Here is a 16,385-nt window from a genome sequence, read left to right as displayed (position 1 = left end):
CGCGTTTACTTCAAACTTGCGTAGTAAGCCGCTAGATTAGCGATGTCTTCATCAGACAACAGTGAAGCTTGAGCTTGCATAACAGCAGCAAGACCACCTGTTCGCTCTTTGTTTTTATAGGCTTTAATTGAACTGATAATATATTGCTCATTTTGCCCTTTCAGGTTTGGGTAACCCGGAATGACAGCAATACCGTCGGCACCATGACATGCTGCGCATACTCCTGCCTTTGCTTGACCTGCTGTGGCATCTCCCGCAGCTAGAGCCTGCCCACTGAGCATGGTTAGCGCCACCATTGCGCCCATGATTGTTTTCTTCATTGCTTCACCTAATCAATTATTATTTAAGGATTTTTATATTTTATAATCGACATTGTGGCATGAATTTTCATTACCTGCGCCAAATAAGTTCACAATCTTGACCATTAAACGCCTGATCAACGAACAGATCTGCCACAGCAACGACTCGGTCTTGGTACATCAAAATCGGAATTTGACGACGCAGCCAGCTTGGCACATTGTATTCTTGGAACAACTTCTTCAGTTTTCGACTGTGATTACGCGTGGTTGGATGCGCTGATAAGCCTTCCGGATTAAAGGTCACGCGAAGCAATTCTGGCTGACTCGGAAGCGCAATCGTTGCGTTGCTAGAACTCGTCGTTAAGGTCAGCTCCCCTAGCCGCTCTGGAAGCGATAAAACGGTATCGACTTGAATCGTACTTTGCCACTCAGTGACGTCAGCTATTTCCGTTACCCAATAGAGACGATTTCGAAAACGGCGCACTTCACCTTGTTTAAGTTGTAGTTTGGGGTTGGCATCTTGCTGAGCTAATGCGACTTCATTCCAGATAAGATTGAGTTGTACCTGAGTCGGCATACTAGTATTAAGCTTAGCCAGCCACATACGAATCAAGCGCGCACGCGCTAATTCACTGTGCTTAGCCAGTTCTTCAATACTCAAACTTAGATCCGTTTGTAAAGCGCGTTCAAACACCGCGCTCAATAGTTCATCCAATAGCGCTTCTTGTTGAGCACATAAGCTTGCACTGCGCTGAACCGCTTGATGGATACTAGGCCAGCGACCAGACAATTCAGGAATAACACAATGACGAAGAAAGTTACGATCATAACGGGTATCTTGGTTGCTTTCGTCTTCCACCCACTCCAAGCCTAATTTAGTAGCCGCGTCTTCGATGGTCTTCCGCTTGATAGTAAGCAATGGTCGAACTAGGGATCCGCCAGAAAACGGCATACTCTCCGCCATCGAAGATAACCCTTTTGGCCCGCTGCCTCGCTTAAGAGCAAGGAGAAAAGTCTCTAGTTGATCATCAGCATGTTGGCCGGTCAACAGTATATCGCCTTCTTGAATGTACTTAGTTAAGGCTTGATAGCGAGCTTCACGAGCAAGAAGTTCAATACTTTCACCATTGCTGATGTCTAAGCTCACTCGCTCAATCGAGCATGATATGCCCACTTGTTTTGCCCAAAGTAAGCATTTATCGGCCCAATCATCGGCATTCGAGCTCAAACCATGGTGCACATACACAGCGTGACACTCTATCGAATGCGCTTGTTGATAGCGACTGAGTAATTCGAGTAAAAGACGTGAATCCACTCCTCCGCTAAACGCCAAGACAACCTTAGTGCCTGATTGATAGTAGCGGCCGAGAACTTGAGCAAAATGCGGGTACAGCGATTCCATAAGCGATCCGATAGGTACAAAAAAGGGCTGGACTCTCATCCAACCCTTTCTATTTTAACTGTTATCACTTGAGATATCAGCTAACGCTTAATAGCAATCACCGAAATTAACAGTAACCGTAGCTCATTAGGCGCTGGTAACGACGTTCACGCAGCGTCTCTTCATCCAATTGCTCTAGATCTTCTAGTTGACGAAGTAGTGTCGCTTTCATATTCGCTGCCATTTGAACATGATCGCGATGAGCGCCGCCTAGTGGCTCTTCAATGATTTCGTCGATCAGTTCAAGCTCTTTAAGACGAGGAGCAGTTAGACCCATCGCTTCTGCCGCTTGCGGTGCTTTGTCAGAATCACGCCATAAGATTGAAGCACAACCTTCAGGAGAGATTACTGAGTACGTAGAGTACTGAAGCATGTTCACGTAGTCGCCTACACCAATTGCTAGTGCACCACCAGAACCGCCTTCACCGACAACGTTACAGATTACTGGCACTTTAAGGCCAGACATCACTTTTAGGTTTTTCGCGATAGCTTCAGATTGACCACGTTCTTCTGCGCCCACACCTGGGTAAGCGCCAGCCGTGTCGATAAATGTGATGATTGGCATATTGAAACGCTCTGCCATTTCCATCAAGCGTAGAGCCTTACGGTAACCTTCTGGTTTCGGCATACCGAAGTTACGTTTCACTTTTTCTTTGGTTTCACGACCTTTTTGGTGACCAATGATCATCACAGGGCGGCCTTCAAGGCGAGCCATGCCACCCACAATCGCTTTGTCGTCTGCAAACGCGCGGTCACCCGCTAATTCATCAAACTCCTCAAAAGCGTGTTGGATGTAATCCAGCGTGTAAGGACGTAGTGGGTGACGAGCCAGTTGAGCTGTTTCCCATGCGCCTAGGTCGCTGAAGGTTTTTTTCTTCAGCTCTAAGCTTTTCTTCTCAAGCTGTTCGATTTCTTTATCCAGGTCAATCGCAGAATCACCACCATGACGAGAGACATCACGTAGTGCTTCAATTTTCGCTTCTAGTTCTGCAATTGGCTTTTCAAATTCAAGAAAGTTTAGGCTCATCTATGAATCCTTGTTTACTCAGCGTCTAACATATTGCGCTGAATTTTTAGTTAAATTCGAGTTCTACCTGGCTTTTGCCAAGTAACTGTTTTAAATCGTCGAGTAATGTATCACTTGGCGTTACTCGCCACTCGGTGCCCAATGTTAACCGCGCTCTGGCGTCGGCACGCTGGTAGTATACATTGACGGGTACGGTTCCGGCTTTGTGCGGTTCTAAAATACGGCTGAACTGCTCAAAAAACTGATCGTTGATCTGAGTTGCATCTATCGATACCGACAAACCACGAGCGTATTTCTCGCGCGCACTGCCGAGATCCATAACTTCACGCGCCGACATTTTAAGGCCACCGTTGAAGTCATCAAAGCTGACCTGTCCAGAAACGACCAAAATTCTGTCTTTTTCGAGAAGTTCAGCGTATCGATCCAGTGCATCTGAGAACAACATCACTTCCATGCGACCACTTCGGTCATCCAGTGTCATAATGCCAATTCGTGTACCACGCTTAGTCGTCATTACACGAGCGGCAATAACCAAACCAGCCACCGTGACAGATTGGTCGCGACGCGTTGGCGTTGCGTCTTTTAGTCGACAACTGGTGTATTTGTTTAGTTCCTTTACGTAGGCGTTAATTGGGTGCCCTGTCAAATATAGGCCTAGGGTATCACGCTCGCCCTCTAACCACACTTTTTCTGGCCAAGGCGGAACCTGCGTATACTTATGCTCTACTTCTTCAGGCGCATCCGTTAGCACACCAAACATATCCGTTTGACCAAACGCCTCAGCTTGGTGATGTTGACTTGCTGCTTTTACCGCATCATTGAGTGACGCCATCATCGCCGCGCGGTGTGGGCCAAGTCGATCCAACGCGCCCGCGTAAATCAGCTTCTCTATCACTCGTTTATTGACGCGTTTTAGATCAACTCGAGCACAGAAATCAAATAGGTCTTTAAAGTGACCACCTTTATTTCTCGCCTCAAGAATCGCATCGATAGGGCCCTCACCTACCCCTTTTATCGCACCAATACCGTAAACAATTGCGCCATTTTCATCAACATTAAAGCGATATAGGCCAGAGTTGATGTCTGGTGGCAGCACGGTGAGCTTCATACGGAAACACTCATCGACCAAGCCAACGACTTTTTCCGTGTTATCCATATCAGCTGTCATTACCGCGGCCATAAATTCGGCAGGATAATGGGTTTTCAGCCAAAGAGTTTGATAAGAAACCAATGCATAAGCAGCAGAGTGCGATTTGTTAAAACCATAACCGGCGAACTTCTCTACCAAGTCGAAGATTTTCATCGCCAACTCGCCATCGATACCGTTCTTTATCGCACCTTCTTCAAAGATAGCACGTTGTTTTGCCATCTCTTCTGGCTTTTTCTTACCCATTGCACGACGAAGCATGTCCGCACCACCTAGCGTGTAACCTGCTAAGATCTGCGCAATCTGCATTACCTGCTCTTGATACAGGATGATGCCGTAGGTTGGATCAAGCGTCTCTTTTAGCGACTCGTGTTGCCACTTTTCATCTGGATAAGAGATCGCTTCTCGACCATGTTTACGGTCGATAAAGTTATCTACCATGCCCGATTGCAAAGGACCCGGACGGAAGAGTGCTACCAATGCGATGATGTCTTCGAAACAGTCTGGCTGAAGTCGCTTGATCAGCTCTTTCATGCCTCGAGATTCAAGCTGGAATACTGCTGTCGTTTCAGAGTTTTGCAACAAACGGAAAGAGGCAGGGTCTTCTAACGGTATGGATTCAATTTGAACCGGTTCTTTACCTTCTCGCTCTAGACGTGGGTTAATCAGCCCTAACGCCCAGTCAATAATGGTTAAGGTACGTAAACCCAAGAAGTCAAACTTAACTAGGCCAGCGGTCTCAACATCGTTTTTATCAAATTGAGTAACCGGGAAGTGACCTTCAGCGTCTGCATAAATTGGCGCAAAATCGGTAATTGTTGTAGGTGAAATTACAACACCACCAGCGTGTTTACCGGCGTTTCGCGTACAGCCTTCCAAAATATGACACATGTCGATGAGTTCTTTAACTTCCTCATCGGCCTCATACAATTCAGGTAGTGCAGGTTCAGCTTTAAACGCCTTATCTAGCGTCATGCCTGGATCGGGCGGGATCAGCTTTGAAATACGATCAACAAAACCAAATGGATGACCCAATACGCGGCCAACGTCACGGATTACCGCTTTTGCCGCCATGGTACCAAACGTGATGATCTGAGACACCGCGTCACGACCGTACATTTCCGCAACGTGGTCAATAACTTGGTCACGTTTATCCATACAGAAGTCGACGTCGAAATCGGGCATCGAAACACGTTCTGGGTTCAAGAAACGTTCGAACAGCAAGTCGTATTCTAGTGGATCCAGATCGGTGATTTTTAGTGCGTAAGCCACCAAAGAGCCGGCACCGGAACCACGTCCAGGACCTACAGGAATTCCATTATCTTTTGACCACTGGATGAATTCCATTACGATCAAGAAGTAACCAGGGAATCCCATTTGGTTGATAACATCTAGCTCTATCTGAAGACGTTCATCATATTCAGGGCGGCGACGTTTTCTCTCTTCCTCATCTGGAAATAGGAACTCTAAACGCTCTTCCAACCCCTCTCGGGATTTCATGACTAGGAACTCAGTCTCTTTCATCCCTTCGGTTGGAAAGGCTGGTAGGAAGTACTCCCCTAAGCGCACAGTCACGTTACAACGCTTCGCTATCTCGACACTGTTTTCTAACGCTTCAGGAATATCAGCAAACAGCTCGCACATTTCTTCTTCTGTACGAAGATATTGCTGCGGACTGTAGTTTTTTGGCCTGCGCGGATCTTCTAATGTGTAACCATCGTGAATCGCTACGCGTATTTCATGAGCATCAAATAGGTCTGGACTCAGGAATACAACTTCATTGGTCGCCACTACTGGCAAGTCTTGCTGCTCTGCCAATTCAACTGCAAAGTGAAGGTAAGTTTCTTCATCTGGACGACCGGTACGAAGTAACTCAAGATAAAAGCGATCTGGAAAATGCTGTTTATAAAAATCAACACACCCTTGCACTATTTGACGGTTGCCTTTCAAAAGGCCGCGACCAATTTCCCCGCTTTTACCGCCGGATAATACAATCAAGCCTTCAGACATTTCAGCCAACCAGGCTTTATCAATCACAGGGTGGTGTTGAACATGTCCACGTAAGTACGCTTTTGATATCAATAACGTCAGGTTCTTATAACCCACATTATCCGCCGCAAGCAAAGTCACTTGAGTCAGCTCTTCACCAAACTCGTCCGACTGCATTTTAAAGTCAGCACCAATGATCGGTTTAACACCACTGCCATGTGCTGTACCGTAAAACTTCACCAAACCACATAGGTTGGTAAAGTCGGTCAACGCCATTGCGGGCATACCGAGTTCAGCAACTTTCTTTACGATTGGCGGAACTTTGTTGAGGCCATCCACCATCGAGAAGTCACTATGAACACGCAGGTGGATGAATTTGGGATCTGACATTAACAGGTACCGTGTAACTCTATTTTGTTGGGGATTCTAACCTAAAGAGGTTGGGTTTATAACACCAATTAGATCGTTTGATTATTCTATGCCTAACGCTTTTTTTACTGGCTTGAAACTCTTGCGGTGTTCACTGATCACTCCGTGTTGCTCAATCGCTTCAAAGTGCGCTTTAGTTGGATAACCTTTGTGCTTGGCGAAGCCAAATTGTGGATGAAGTTTATCCAACTCTTCCATCTCTTGGTCACGCACGACTTTGGCAATAATGGAAGCCGCACTGATTTCGGCAACGCGTAGATCGCCTTTTACTACAGCTTGAGCATCCATTGGCAGCTCTGGACAACGGTTACCATCAATCAACACCAAATCAGGTTGAACCTTTAACCCCGCCACTGCACGCTGCATCGCAACCATAGTCGCCTGCAAAATATTCAGTTGATCGATTTCTTCAGGAGAACAGCGCCCGACCGCCCAAGCCAATGCTTTTTCTTTAATTTCAGGAAGCAGCGCCATGCGTTTCTTTTCGGTCAATTTTTTCGAATCGTTCAAACCTTCAATAGGATTGTTAGGATCAAGGATAACCGCAGCGGTGACGACGTCTCCCACCAAAGGGCCACGTCCTACCTCGTCGACTCCGGCCACAAACTGATAACCTTGTGGATATTCAAACGGAGGGAGTTCAACTTTGGTTTTGGTCGCTTTTGGTTTAACAGCCATGATAAATCTCTATTTCTCAATCAATTTTAGAACCGCGTTTGCGGCTTGTTGATCCGCATCTTTACGGATCCAATGATGCATTTCCGTAAACTTATCTAACATCGGTTTATTGTCGCTTTCCAATAAGCGAGAAACCTCAGTAAACAAATTGTCTGGTGTGCACTCATCTTGTAGATATTCTTTGACGAGCTCATCATCCGCTAAGATATTCGGCAATGACACATACTTCGTTTTCAATAGACGTTTAGCTAAGAAAGCAGTAAATGCATTCACACGATAACCCACCACCATTGGACGCTTGAGAAGCATACACTCCAACGCTACGGTACCAGAGGCCAGCATCACGGCATCGGATGCGGTGATGACGTTGCGTGCGGTGTCATCAACTAACTTGAAGTCCAACTCTGGTGCGAGTTCTTTCCAGGCTTGTTCAAACTGCTCACGGCGTTTTTGATTAACAAGCGCGACAACAAACCCCAGTTCTGGAAATTTTTTATGGAGTAACTTGCAGGTTTCAATAAATGGCTCAGAGAGCATTTTTAACTCGCTACCACGACTGCCTGGCAGGACAGCAAGCCACTTTTTATCTTGTTCTAAACCAAGCAACTCACGTGCAGGCGCTTGTTCTGATTCTAGTGGGATGGAATCAGCCAAGGTATGACCAATGAACTCGCAAGGTACATTAAATTTGTCGTAGAACGCTTTCTCAAACGGAAGAAATGCTAGCACCAAGTTCGTTGCCGCTTCTATTTTAAAGATGCGCTTCTGACGCCAAGCCCAAACAGACGGACTCACGTAATGAACGGTTTTAATGCCCGCTTGCTTGAGGTCAAGCTCTAGGCGTAAGTTGAAGTCAGGAGCATCGATCCCGATGAAAACATCAGGCGGATTCTGAGTAAAATACTGAACGAGCTCAGCTTTCACTTTAAGAAGTCTCGGTAAGCGGCCTAAAACCTCGACTAACCCCATCACCGCAAGCTCTTCCATATCAAACAGAGACTCGCAACCTTGGGCTATCATTTTCGGACCGCCAATACCTACGAACTCTGCGTCTGGATATTGCTGCTTTACTGCTTTGATAAAGCCTTCACCTAGCGTATCGCCAGACAATTCTCCGGCAATGATGCCAATACGTAATGGTCTTTCCATATCTACTTCGCTATTTTTCCTGTGCGCTATGGATAACGGTTTGCCTTATCCATAAAACACAAAAAGATCGTAACCTCAAATTCGGTCACGATCTTTTTATTTATTGCTTCATTCGCCAATTAACGAATAATGCCACGTTCCGTCGTTTCCAGAATATCTGAGAAACGCTTCACAGCCGGCCACTCTTGAGCCATTTCAGCCAGAATAGGCTTCACTTCTTCTAGCGTCTTACCTGAACGATAGATTTCTTTATACGCTTTTTGCAGCACACGAATCTCTGGTTTCTCAAAGCCGTTACGCTTCAAGCCAACAAGGTTCAAGCCGAAAGGAGTCGCGTGGTTGCCTTGCGCGAGTACGTAAGCAGGGACATCTTGCACCACTGCTGAGCAGCCGCCAATGTACGCGTAAGCGCCCACTGTACAAAACGGGTGAATCGCAGACAGTGCCATCACACCAGCATAATCATCAACAGTAACGTGACCACCAAGAATCGAGTTATTACCGATATGAGTGTGGTTACCAATAACAACATCATGCGCAACGTGTGCATTCACACACAATAAGTTATCATCACCAATGATCGTGGTTGCTTTGTCCTGCACTGTGCCGCGGTGAACTTGGACCGCTTCACGAATGACGTTACGATCACCGATAACCACAGTTGTGTCTTCACCACCGTATTTTTTGTCTTGGTTTTCTTCGCCAATGACAGCATGCGGGAAAATACGGTTATCTTTGCCAATAGTCGTGTGACCTTTGATCACAACGTGAGACATCACTTCTGTGCCTTCACCAATTTCAACCGTAGAGGTGATGTACGTAAAAGGACCTACCGTTACGTTAGCACCAATTTTGGCACCCTCTTCTACCACCGCTGCCGGGTGGATTTTAGCGGTTTCATGAATCATATTAAAACTCTCGACGAGCACACTTCAGTTCTGCAGAACATACCACTTCGCCGTCAACTTTTGCTACACCGCTAAATGCAGCAATGCCGCGACGTTCTTTCAGAAATTCTACCTCAATAACCAATTGGTCGCCCGGAACCACTGGTTTACGGAATTTCGCGCCGTCTACGCTTGCAAAGTAGTACAGTTCATTTTCTGTTGGTGCACCAAATGATTTAAATGCAAGTAAGCCTGTTGCCTGAGCCATTGCTTCTAAAATCAAAACACCTGGGAATACTGGCAGTTGAGGAAAGTGACCTGTGAACTGAGGTTCGTTAACCGACACGTTTTTAATCGCGTGAAGGTACTTCTCTTCTTGGAAGTCTATCACTCGGTCGATCAATAAGAATGGGTAGCGATGAGGTAGTAGCTCTTGAATTTCAGAGATGTTCATCGTTTTCTTTTCAGTAGTCAAAGTCGTCTTCCTATATCAATTTTTTGCCGCCAAGATGGCAAACGTGGCAACAGGTCGTAAAGCCGAATCGCTTTGCAATATACTAGCAAAATACGCACCATCTTGGAGTTAAATCTACTTAGAGCGCGTCATTATAGAAGAAAAAGACCCGCATTTCGCGAGTCTTCGTACAGAATATGGAACTAGAGCCTGTTAGCTTTCACGTTAAATACAGAGCGAAAGATAACTTGTTCTAAATTTCTTCTTTCTGTTCCAGCTGTTTTTCAACCGCTTTCAGGCGCTTATTCATCTCATCAATACGGTGAACTCGAGTTGCAGTTTTACGCCACTCTCTGTTCGTTTGTAGTGGAATACCTGATGAGTAAAGGCCTTTTTCTTCGATACTGCGCATTACCATGCCCATACCTGTAATCGCCACACCATCTGCGATAGTGATATGGCCATTCAGAACAGACGCGCCGCCAATCTGGCAGTACTTACCAATTTTTGTACTGCCCGCGACAATAGTACCACCAGGCATCACGGTACCATATCCGATCTGCACGTTGTGCGCGATTTGAAGTTGGTTATCCAGAATGACATTGTCTTCAATGATAGTATCTTCGAGTGCACCGCGGTCAATCGTAGTACAAGCACCAATCTCAACGCGGTTACCGATACGCACTGAACCAAGCTGAGGAATTTTAATCCACTCGCCTTTGTCATTCGCATAACCGAAGCCATCAGAGCCAATGACGGTGCCCGATTGAACGAGACAGTCATCACCCAATGACACTTCATGGTAGATAGTGACATTAGCCCAAAGCTTGGTGTTATTCCCTAGCTTGGCGTTCTTACCGATAAAACAACCAGCGCCAACGCTTACGTTGTCGCCGAGTTCCACGCCCGTTTCAATCACGGCGTTAGCGCCGATTGTAACGTTCTCACCCATCTTAACGTCAGCGGCAATCACAGCACTTGGTGCAATATCGTCTGCCGGTTTTGGTGTGGTATCCATCGCTTGGACCACACGAGCAAATGCGACATAAGGGTCCGAAACCACTAGCGCGTTTCCAACGCATTGCTCTTTATGCTCAGCCTTTACCATAACAACGGTAGCTTGGCACTCAGAAAGGTGTTTTGCGTATTTTGGGTTAGACAAGAAGGTTACATCACCTTCTTGTGCTTTATCCATTGGGGCAACACGGCTTACAACGAGAGACTCGTCACCAAACAGCTCACCCCCGGTAATTATCGCCAATTCGGCTAATGTTAATGTCTTCATAACTTCTTATTTTAGAGCTTTAATTACGTCTTCAGAGATATTGTATTCTGGCTTGCCGTACTGCAAAGCAGAGATATCAATCACAAGATCGTAACCATTTTTGTCTGCGACTTTCTTAACTGCATCTTGAATCGTTTTGAAAAGCTTCGCTTTTTCTTCAGCTTCACGACGCGCACTTGCTTTTTCAAGTGCTTGTGCTTTCACTTTGTACTCGCTGTCTAGCTTCGCGATATCGATACGTAGCTTTTCAACTTCGTCTTGACCCAAAAGCTCGCCGTCACGTTGTAGCTTCTCAATCTTTGTTTTAGCTTGTGCTTGGATTGACTTCAGTTCATCAGCTTTGCTTTTGAAGTCTTTCTGCATTTTTTGTAGTACAACTTCACGTTGAGGAAGAGCTTGGAAAACTTGAGCTGTATTTACATAAGCAATTTTCTGTGCAGCTTCTGCCGCATTTGCAAACATTGAAGAGCTCAGTACAAGAAGGCCAATCCCAGCCGCTTTGATCATTTTATTCAAAATATTTTCCTCTTTAGAAAGTTCTACCGATAGTGAATGTGAAGAACTCTTCATCATCGCCATCAAATTTCTTAATTGGTTTCGCTAGTGAGAATACTAGTGGCCCCATTGGAGACATCCACTGCAACGCCGCACCGTAAGAAGAGCGGTAGTTGGTTGGATCTGAGTAATCGTAGTAGTAGTTAGCACCCGAAATGTTGCTATTTTCTCGATAATCAAACTCGGTATCCCAAACACTTGCCATATCAAAGAAGATACTGGTACGAATTTGGTTTTGTACTTCCTCTGATGCGAACGGCGTTGGAACGATCAACTCAATACTTGCTAATGCGACTGCGTTACCACCCACTGAATCATCTGTCGCAATATCTGTACCATTGTTAGAGCCGGATGTATCGCGGTAAACCGCTTTAGGGCCAACAGAGTTTGAGCCAAAGCCACGAAGCGATGTAAAGCCACCTGCGTAGTAGTTTTCATAGAATGGGAACAAGTTATCGTTACCATCCGTTTGACCGTAACCATTACCGTAACCCAAGCGGCCACGGAACAAGAGGGTAAACTCATGCTTTTTAGTTAATGGTACATACTGGCGAACATCGTACTGCAGTTTAAAGTATTGAACGTCAGAGCCAGGTACGGTCATTTTATAGAATGCACGTTGGTGGTTACCTGCCGTTGGGAAGTAACCACGGTTTAAGTTATTACGTGTCCAAGAGATATTGAAGTCGAAGTCGTTCGTATTCAATGCCCCACTTGAATCTATATTATCTTTTTGCGCTTCTAAGAACTGCTCTACCTGCAAGTAAGGCGATAAGTTACCGATCTTGTTGTGCGTATAACCGACACCGAATTCAAAACGGTTCAACTCATCGAATGGGAAGCCCCACGTTAAGCTCGCGCCATAGCTTTCGTTGGTATAGTCAACGATATTGGCTTCTTTAGCTTCAAATTCGTTATAGAAAACCTTACCACCCAAGCTTACACCGTCTAAGTTCCAGTACGGGTCTCGGTAATCTAGACTGATGTTTTTCTGGTAGTCATTCATCATCGCGTTGATACCAACACGGTTACCGCTACCAATAAAGTTATCTTGTTGCAGGCCAACCTGGAAGCTCACACCCGATTCTGTACCGTAGCCAACACCGAAGTTAACGCTACCAGAGTTCGCTTCTTTGACAGAGTAAACTAGGTCAACTTGATCATCACTACCAGGAACTCGAACCGTCTGTACTTCAACATTTTCAAAGTAGCCCAAACGATTTAGACGAGTTTTACCCGTTTCAATCGATTTCGAGTTCAACCAACTGCCTTCCATCTGACGCATTTCACGACGAAGGACTTCATCTTTGGTTGAGTTGTTACCCGTGAAGCGGATATCACGTACGTAAATACGGTTACCTGGATCGACGTTAACGACCAAAGAAACTTCTTGATTCTCGTCGTCAAACTCAGGAATGGTATTCACTTGTGGATAAGCGTAGCCGGACTCACCAAGCACACGTTTAATACCCTCTTCCATTGAAGTGACCAACGAGCCGTTGTATGTCTCATTGTCTTCAAATGGCACAAGTCTTTCGAACGTCGCTTCCTCACCGATCAAGTCACCACGGAACTTCACGTCCTTAACGGTGTAAACCTCGCCCTCTTCTAGACCAAGAGTAATGTATACCCCTTTCTTGTCAGGAGAGATTGCAACTTGTGTCGAATCAACGTTAAATTTTAAGTAACCACGATCCAGATAGAATGATTTGAGCGCTTCAATATCACCTGCAAGCACTTGTTTTTGGTACTTTTCGTCAGACAGGAAATTCCACCACGGCACATCAACATTCAAGTTAAAACGAGAAAGAAGGTCCTCATCGCTGAAAACTTCATTGCCGATAAAATTGATTTGCTGAATTTTTGCCGACACGCCTTCAGTAAAGACAAACTTTAGGTCAGAACGATTACGTGGCAGTGGAGTCACCACAGCTTTTACTGTGGCGTTGTATTTACCTACGCTGTAATAAAAGTCTTCTAAGCCTTTTTCAATGTTGCTTAGCGTGGTGCGGTCAAGCGCTTCGCCTTCACGAACACCAGATGCGTTCAGGTTTTCTTGTAGCTGCTCGTCCTTGATTGCTTTGTTACCAGAAAATGAGATGCTGGCAATGGTAGGACGTTCTTTGACTTGAACCATCAGAACGCCGCCGTCACGTAACACTTTCACATCTTCAAAGTTACCAGATGCATACAGTGCACGGATAATCTCTGCAACATCGCCTTGGCCAATGGTATCACCGACACGTACAGGCATTTTCAACAACGCAGCACCCAGTGCTACACGCTGCAATCCATCGATTTCAATATCTTGAACTACGAAGTTCTCTGCTCCATTTGCAGATACACTGGTCGCCAGTAAACTTGCAAATAGAATTCGCTTAATCGCCATACTTGTTCTAATTATTCCTTGCTACTGCTTTTGTCTCTGAACTATCACAGACGAGTAAAATCATTAAATAGCGCTAACGCCATGAGCGAGAAGATGATCGCACCACCAATTCTAAAGCCCATTTCCTGCACTCTCTCAGGAACGGGACGTCGAATGACTGCTTCAATTGCAAAAAACAACAAATGACCGCCATCCAACATTGGTAAAGGAACGAGATTAATAATACCTAGGTTAACACTAATTAGAGCGAGAAAACCTAAAAAGTAGACCAAGCCATAATCAGCCGTCGCACCTGCGCCTTTGGCTATTGATATTGGACCACTCAGATTATTCAGACCAACGTCACCAACAATCAGTTTCTTAAGCATGCTGATTGTCAAGCCAATGACTTGGCCGGTTTTGTCTACCGCCTTACCTACTGACTCGAATACACCAAACTGAAGGTCGAAGCGATAACTTTCTGGCCATTCTGCGACTTTAGGTGCAATACCTGCAAAACCAACGACTTCTTTGTTAGCTAGCTCACGGCTACCAGGCGTCAGCGTTAATGTTTGCTCATAGCCCTGACGCAATACCGTTAATTCAATCGGTGTATCAGGATTAGAGCGAACCGCTTCAACAACCTGCTTCCACTCCGTGACGCGTTGTTCACCAATAGCAACAATCTCATCACCTGGAAGCACACCTGCTTTTTCCGCTGCTCCACCTTGCGAAACCTGTTCGATAACGCGATATACCTCCGGTGTATACGGCGCAAAACCTAACGACTGCATCGCAGACTGAGTTTCAGGGTCGAACTCCCATTCGCGCAGATCGAGCGTTTTCGTTACTTCTGAACCAACTTCATTCGCTGACGTCAGTGTTACTGTCATCAAATCATCGCCAATATGAGAAATCAATCCCATATTTACCGATTCCCAATCCGGAGTTTTGATACCAGATATCGATTTAAGTTCCATTCCTGATTCAATTCCGGCTTCTGCGACGATCGAATTGGGCGTAACTTCACCAATTACTGGCTTAACTGCTGGGATACCAATAAGAAATACGAGCCAATAGGCGAAAATTGCGAAAAGGAAATTAAAGATAGGGCCTGCCGCAACAATAGACGTTCGCTTCCATAGCGGCTTCTTATCAAACGCTAAATGCTTCTCATGTTCTGGCACCTCATCAACACGGCTATCAACCATTTTTACATAGCCGCCGAGAGGGATCATTGAGATGCTGTACTCCGTTCCGTCTTTGCCTATCTTACTCCAGATAGACTTGCCGAAACCGATTGAAAACTTTTCAACTTTCACGCCGCAACGGCGAGCAACCCAAAAGTGCCCAAACTCGTGCACAGCGACAAGAATGCCTAGTGCGACGATAAAAGAAATGAGATTCCACAATATACCTGTCATCAGCTACGCTCGCGTATGGTTTCTAGGGCAATAGTTCGTGCCATTCTATCTAGCTCTAACAAGCTTTCCAAGCTATTCGCATTCTCAGCTTTGCAGCTTGCATTGATTTTATTCAACACAGACTCATTGATGCGAGCGATATCCGTAAAACCTAGGCTGTTATTTAAAAATGCATCAACAGCGACTTCATTCGCTGCATTCAGTGCCGTTGTTGCATGTTGACCTTCATAACAAGCGTCAATTGCTAGTTTTAAACATGGGTAACGAGCAAAATCAGGTTGCAAAAACGTCAATTCGCCAATTTGCGTGAAGTCTAGTGGCTTAACCCCAGCTTCAACCCTTGATGGGTATGACATAGTCAGTGCAATAGGGGTCGCCATATCCGGCTCACCCATTTGTGCCAAAACCGAACCATCGCGGTATTGAACCATTGAATGAATAACAGACTGCGGATGAATAATAACCTTTAGCTGCTCGCGAGCCGCATTAAACAACCATTTAGCTTCGATATACTCTAAGCCTTTGTTCATCATCGTGGCTGAGTCAACGGAAATCTTTGGTCCCATCGACCAGTTTGGATGGGCGATCGCCTGTTCAGGAGTCACCTTTTCCAGTTCTGCGATGTCAGTGTAACGGAAAGGACCACCAGAACCAGTCAGCAAAATATGAGAAATGCCATGTTCTTGTAAATTACAACGACCTAAATTGGTTTGTACTTGCTGTGGTAAGCACTGGAAAATAGCATTGTGTTCACTATCGACGGGAAGTAGCTCCGCACCAAACTCTTCTACGGCATCAATAAATAACTGGCCTGACATGACCAGTGCTTCTTTATTTGCCAACAATACTCGCTTACCAGCTTTCACAGCAGCCATGGTAGGCAGTAGACCAGCCGCTCCGACAATAGCAGCCATCACACTGTCAACTTCGTCCAATGAAGCAATATGGCATAGAGCATCCACACCACCTAATACTTCGGTGTTTGGCGAAACCAAATGTAACTCAGATTGGAGTTGAATCGCTGCGGCTTTGTCCGCCATTACCGCGTATTTAGGTTGCCACTGACGACATAGCCCGATCATCTTTTCAACGTTGGTGCTTGCCGCTAAGGCAACGACAGAAAACAGCTCTGGGTTTTGTTCGACCACTTTAAGCGTGCTTGCACCAATGGATCCAGTAGCACCAAGAATCGTTAACTTTTGCATGTTGTAAGACCGTTAGAAAGCTCAGGAGCGACAATGCCGCTCCTGATA

The 16,385-nt window shown here is 45.6% G+C and carries 13 protein-coding genes; all 13 read right to left on the bottom strand.

The features are described from left to right. Nucleotides 1-5: 5 nt before the first annotated feature. On the bottom strand, nucleotides 6-320 hold the full coding sequence (locus tag CBX98_RS14710) for a cytochrome c (RefSeq protein ID WP_012841507.1): 315 nt from the start codon (nucleotides 318-320) through the stop codon (nucleotides 6-8). A 70-nt stretch (nucleotides 321-390) separates the two neighbouring features. Next, nucleotides 391-1,701, bottom strand: coding sequence for a tRNA lysidine(34) synthetase TilS (gene tilS / locus CBX98_RS14705; RefSeq protein WP_109169619.1), 1,311 nt, complete (start codon nucleotides 1,699-1,701; stop codon nucleotides 391-393). Between the two features lie 106 nt (nucleotides 1,702-1,807). Beyond that, a complete protein-coding gene (gene accA / locus CBX98_RS14700) occupies nucleotides 1,808-2,767 on the bottom strand; it encodes an acetyl-CoA carboxylase carboxyl transferase subunit alpha (RefSeq protein WP_005380365.1) in 960 nt (319 codons plus the stop codon). 46 nt (nucleotides 2,768-2,813) lie between these two features. Then, nucleotides 2,814-6,293, bottom strand: a complete 3,480-nt coding sequence (gene dnaE / locus CBX98_RS14695) for a DNA polymerase III subunit alpha (protein WP_006741668.1) — start codon at nucleotides 6,291-6,293, stop codon at nucleotides 2,814-2,816. A gap of 81 nt (nucleotides 6,294-6,374) precedes the next feature. Continuing rightward, on the bottom strand, nucleotides 6,375-7,010 hold the full coding sequence (gene rnhB, locus CBX98_RS14690) for a ribonuclease HII (protein ID WP_006741667.1): 636 nt from the start codon (nucleotides 7,008-7,010) through the stop codon (nucleotides 6,375-6,377). A 9-nt stretch (nucleotides 7,011-7,019) separates the two neighbouring features. After that, on the bottom strand, nucleotides 7,020-8,159 hold the full coding sequence (lpxB, locus tag CBX98_RS14685) for a lipid-A-disaccharide synthase (protein WP_006741666.1): 1,140 nt from the start codon (nucleotides 8,157-8,159) through the stop codon (nucleotides 7,020-7,022). A gap of 119 nt (nucleotides 8,160-8,278) precedes the next feature. Continuing rightward, nucleotides 8,279-9,067 carry an acyl-ACP--UDP-N-acetylglucosamine O-acyltransferase gene (gene lpxA / locus CBX98_RS14680; protein WP_109169617.1) on the bottom strand — a complete coding sequence of 263 codons (789 nt, stop codon included), beginning with the start codon at nucleotides 9,065-9,067 and terminating at the stop codon, nucleotides 8,279-8,281. Between the two features lies 1 nt (nucleotide 9,068). Beyond that, a complete protein-coding gene (gene fabZ, locus CBX98_RS14675; protein WP_005380349.1) occupies nucleotides 9,069-9,521 on the bottom strand; it encodes a 3-hydroxyacyl-ACP dehydratase FabZ in 453 nt (150 codons plus the stop codon). A gap of 232 nt (nucleotides 9,522-9,753) precedes the next feature. Then, nucleotides 9,754-10,785, bottom strand: a complete 1,032-nt coding sequence (gene lpxD / locus CBX98_RS14670; protein WP_109169615.1) for a UDP-3-O-(3-hydroxymyristoyl)glucosamine N-acyltransferase — start codon at nucleotides 10,783-10,785, stop codon at nucleotides 9,754-9,756. Between the two features lie 6 nt (nucleotides 10,786-10,791). Next, nucleotides 10,792-11,301, bottom strand: coding sequence for an OmpH family outer membrane protein (locus CBX98_RS14665; RefSeq protein WP_005391804.1), 510 nt, complete (start codon nucleotides 11,299-11,301; stop codon nucleotides 10,792-10,794). 13 nt (nucleotides 11,302-11,314) lie between these two features. After that, nucleotides 11,315-13,729 (bottom strand): outer membrane protein assembly factor BamA, encoded by a 2,415-nt coding sequence (bamA, locus tag CBX98_RS14660; protein ID WP_047008880.1) that lies wholly within the window; start codon nucleotides 13,727-13,729, stop codon nucleotides 11,315-11,317. Between the two features lie 44 nt (nucleotides 13,730-13,773). Beyond that, on the bottom strand, nucleotides 13,774-15,132 hold the full coding sequence (rseP, locus tag CBX98_RS14655; RefSeq protein ID WP_109169613.1) for a sigma E protease regulator RseP: 1,359 nt from the start codon (nucleotides 15,130-15,132) through the stop codon (nucleotides 13,774-13,776). Then, complete coding sequence (ispC, locus tag CBX98_RS14650; protein WP_109169611.1) at nucleotides 15,132-16,337, bottom strand: 1-deoxy-D-xylulose-5-phosphate reductoisomerase; 1,206 nt, start codon at nucleotides 16,335-16,337, stop codon at nucleotides 15,132-15,134. Before ispC ends, rseP begins: the two co-directional genes overlap by 1 nt. Nucleotides 16,338-16,385 lie beyond the last annotated feature (48 nt).

Origin of the sequence: Vibrio sp. T9, from assembly GCF_003123985.1 — a bacterium.
In the GTDB taxonomy this organism is placed as follows: domain Bacteria; phylum Pseudomonadota; class Gammaproteobacteria; order Enterobacterales; family Vibrionaceae; genus Vibrio; species Vibrio diabolicus.
Note: the sequence above shows the minus strand (reverse complement) of the source record. Positions and strands in the feature narration are given on the sequence as shown.